The 3,812-nt window shown below is 53.7% G+C and carries 2 protein-coding genes and 1 pseudogene; 2 read left to right on the top strand and 1 reads right to left on the bottom strand.

What is annotated here, in order from left to right; all coding sequences use genetic code 11:
• A partial coding sequence (locus KQI83_RS09845; protein ID WP_216557156.1) for a patatin-like phospholipase family protein occupies window positions 1-728 on the top strand: 728 nt, incomplete at its 5' end.
• Window positions 729-786: 58 nt separating this feature from the next.
• Here the strand turns inward: KQI83_RS09845 and KQI83_RS17220 are convergent.
• Window positions 787-2,163 (bottom strand): annotated as a pseudogene (locus KQI83_RS17220) (glycine--tRNA ligase).
• 258 nt (window positions 2,164-2,421) lie between these two features.
• On the opposite strand from KQI83_RS17220, the gene KQI83_RS09835 reads away from it, so the two are divergent.
• Window positions 2,422-3,812, top strand: a 1,391-nt coding sequence (locus KQI83_RS09835) for a hypothetical protein (RefSeq protein ID WP_216557153.1), incomplete at its 3' end; no start/stop codon positions are given.

Raw genomic sequence — 3,812 nt, 5'->3', positions numbered from 1 at the left:
AGATGTGTATAAGAGACAGGCGGTACTTCGCGAAAAAGCACTGGAAAACCCTCGCCGAAATAGACAGCGGGCTGATTTTTAAGGCGCTCGCCACATTTATCATCAACAAGAAGGTCGACAAGGACGGTATCAAAGACGGACAGCTCATTGCTGACGTAATAAAGGAAGGAATGCTCCTCAAGGGCATACGCGGCTTCCGTGATTTGCCGATCAACCTCTCGATCTGCACCGTCGACACCCTTACCACCGACGAATGCATCTTCCTCACCGAGAACGAGCACCTGCAGAACGACCACATTCACTACCTCACAGACGTGCCGCTCGACGTTGCGGTGCGCGCGAGCATGTCATTCCCCGCGATCTACACCACCTGCGACTACGGCAACTACAACTTCATCGACGGCGGTTCAAAGGACAACCTGCCCGTCAAGGTGCTCAAGGACATGGGCGTCGGCAGGGTTCTCGCGATAGGCTTCGACATCATGGCGTACGACCCCGACGCGGGTCTGGACGGTCTGATCAAGGTCATCTGGCGCGCCCTCGACGTTTACTCCATCGACGGCACCCGCAAGTCCCAGAAGCTCGCGGATCTGGCTATTGAAATCAAGAACGAGAACACCCAGCTCTTCGCGATCGACAGCGTTGACGAAACAATCCAGGAGGGCTATGACACAATAATGGCGCACAAGGACGAGATTCTCAGGATCTTCGGTCCCGACGCTCAATAAGGCAAAACAAAAGCGGAAAGGCTCAGACCTTTCCGCTTTGATTATTTATATGGTTTTATCAGAACTTGACCTTCTCTGAGATGTACGCGTTGAGCTCGTCGATCTTGACTCTCTCCTGCTGCATCGTATCTCTGTCGCGGACGGTCACGCAGCCGTCCTCTACGCTGTCGAAGTCGTAGGTTACGCAGAACGGAGTGCCGATCTCGTCCTGACGGCGGTAACGCTTGCCGATTGAGCCGGCGTCGTCAAAGTCGACCATGAAGTCCTTGGCGAGCTGCTCTCTGACCGCGTCAGCCTTGTCGCTGAGCTTCTTTGAGAGCGGCAGAACCGCTGCCTTGAAGGGCGCGAGGTAGGGGTGGAAGCGCATTACAACGCGGCTGTCCTTCTCGTCAAGCTGCTCCTCGTCGTAAGCCTCCACAACGGTCGCGAGGAAAAGTCTCTCTACGCCGAGCGACGGCTCGATGACATAGGGAACATAGCGAGTGTTGTCGGTGGGATCGAAGTAATCGAGAGCCTGGCCGCTTTCCTTGATGTGCTGGTTGAGGTCGTAGTCGGTTCTGTCGGCGATACCCCACAGCTCGCCCCAGCCGAAGGGGAAGAGATACTCGAAGTCGGTCGTGCCCTTTGAGTAGAACGCGAGCTCCTTGGGATCGTGGTCGCGGAGTCTGAGGTTCTCCTCCTTGATGCCGAGAGCGTAGAGGAAGTCGCGGCAGTAGCTCCTCCAGTAGTCGAACCACTCGAGGTCGGTGCCGGGCTTGCAGAAGAACTCAAGCTCCATCTGCTCGAACTCGCGCACGCGGAAGATGAAGTTGCCGGGAGTGATCTCGTTGCGGAAGGACTTGCCTACCTGGCATACGCCGAAGGGAAGCTTCTTTCTGGTGGTGCGGGCGATGTTCGCGAAGTTGACAAAGATGCCCTGGGCGGTTTCGGGACGGAGTTACAGCTCGTTCTTGCTGTCCTCGGTAACGCCCTGGAAGGTCTTGAACATCAGGTTGAACTGACGGATCTCGGTGAAATTGTGCTTGCCGCAGTTGGGACAGGGGATCTGGTGCTCGTTGATGTAGTCGGTCATCTGCTCGTTGCTCCAGCCCGCGACGTTGGTGCCGTCGAAGTCCTCGATAAGGTCGTCGGCGCGGTGACGGGTCTTGCACTCCTTGCAGTCCATCTTGGGGTCGGAGAAGCCGCCAACGTGACCCGATGCGACCCATGTCTGCGGATTCATCAGGATCGCCGCGTCAAGACCGACGTTGTACTTGTTCTCCTGAACGAACTTCTTGAGCCACGCCGCCTTGATGTTGTTCTTGAGCGCCATACCCAGAGGGCCGTAGTCCCAGGTATTGGCAAGGCCGCCGTAAATCTCGGAGCCGGGATAGACAAAGCCTCTGCCCTTGCAGAGAGCTACGATTTTTTCCATCGTCTTTTTGGTGTTTTCCATTATTTATAGCCTCTTTTCATTTATAAGCATATGTACCTCTAAATTTTACAGAATATGGAGTGGTTTGTCAAGTGGGAGTTTTATTTTCTCCGCATGAGGAGCGGCGTTTTGAAATATGATGAAATCTTTTTCACTTCCGTTTCACAAGAAATTAAAATTTCGTCATATTTTTCATGAAAAACCCTTGTAAAATTGATTAAATTAAGCTATAATGTAGTTACTCAAAATATGAGTTAATTTAAAAGGAGGAAAAACACAATGAAAAAGTCCATCAAGCTGGTTAGCGTCGCTCTTGCGTCGTTAATGGCAGCATCTGCTTTTTCGATTACCGCGAGCGCTCTTCCGAGACCGACAAAGGAAGAGTGTGAGGCTGTCGGCGAGCAGAAGATTTACTTCGAGTTCCCCGACGGCACTTGGGGCGACTGGAGCAATCTGAAGATCAACAAGCTCAACAACACACTGCCTGTTTATTGCAACCCCTATACAGTATACGGCAATGAAAAAGAGTTCTTTGATCCCGGCTGGGAAACCAAGCCCGGTCAGTGCACATATACAGGTGAAGGCAAGACCGTTTTCTATGACATCAACAGCGAGATGTCCATCAACCACTACTCAGAGGTTGACGACAAGGGCAAGAAGGTAAAGCTCTACTACTACCGCTACATGGAGACCGAGCCCGGTAAGGATTACGGCGTACTCTTCTCCACCACAGCTAACGGCGGCTTCCAGACCGCTGACGTCAACATGACTGCTGACTGCCTCGGCGACACAGTCGTACTTGACGATCCCATCTCGACCAGAGAGAACGCTGCGAACTCCGCTAAGAGCGACTACTTTGCTCACTGGAAGAACCACAGCGATCTCGTAACAAAGGCTAACGTCCTCTCCACAGGTAAGTTTGTTGACGGCCAGTTCCCGCAGAACCAGCCCAAGGCTCAGATGCTCTCCAACGCTCTCAAGGATTATCTGACCAACTTCATCAACGTTGGTTACTTCCAGCTTGAGAGCAACCAGAAGATCATGGAGAAGCTCGGCGTTACTCCTCAGGAAGTTTACGACCAGTACATGAAGGACAACGCTGACATCATCAACGGCGGCACAGTTGAGCCGGCTAACCCCGACAAGACCGACGTTGACAACGGCTGCCCCGTTGACTTTATCCGCTATGACAAGGTAAAGCTCAATATGGACATTGAGCACAAGAAGCTCGCTTCTCCCAAGGAAGTCCGCAAGGTTCTCGGTCTCCCCGAAGAGGAGCCCACAACCGCAGCTCCCACTACCGAAGAGCCCACCGAGGCTCCCACCACTGAGGCTCCCACCACTGAGGCTCCCACCACTGAGGCTCCCACCACTGAGGCTCCCACCACTGAGGCTCCCACAACCGTAGCTCCTACAACAGAAGCTCCCACCACCGAGGCTCCCACCACTGAGACTCCCACAACCGAGCCCAAGCCCGCTGAGGACGTATTCGTACTCGCAGGTTCCGCTAACTTTGTTTCCACCGGCTGGAGCCCCGATCCCGATTCTTACACAATGACAAAGGGTGAGGACGGCATCTACTCCATCGTTGTTCCCGAAGTAGCTGCTGAAGAAGGCGCTCTCTATCAGGTCAAGGTAGTTCAGTTCGTAGGCGGAGATCCCGAGAATGC

The sequence above is a fragment of the Roseburia sp. MSJ-14 genome (assembly GCF_018918225.1).
Taxonomy (GTDB): domain Bacteria; phylum Bacillota; class Clostridia; order Lachnospirales; family Lachnospiraceae; genus Petralouisia.
This window is presented reverse-complemented; position numbering and strand designations above follow the sequence as displayed.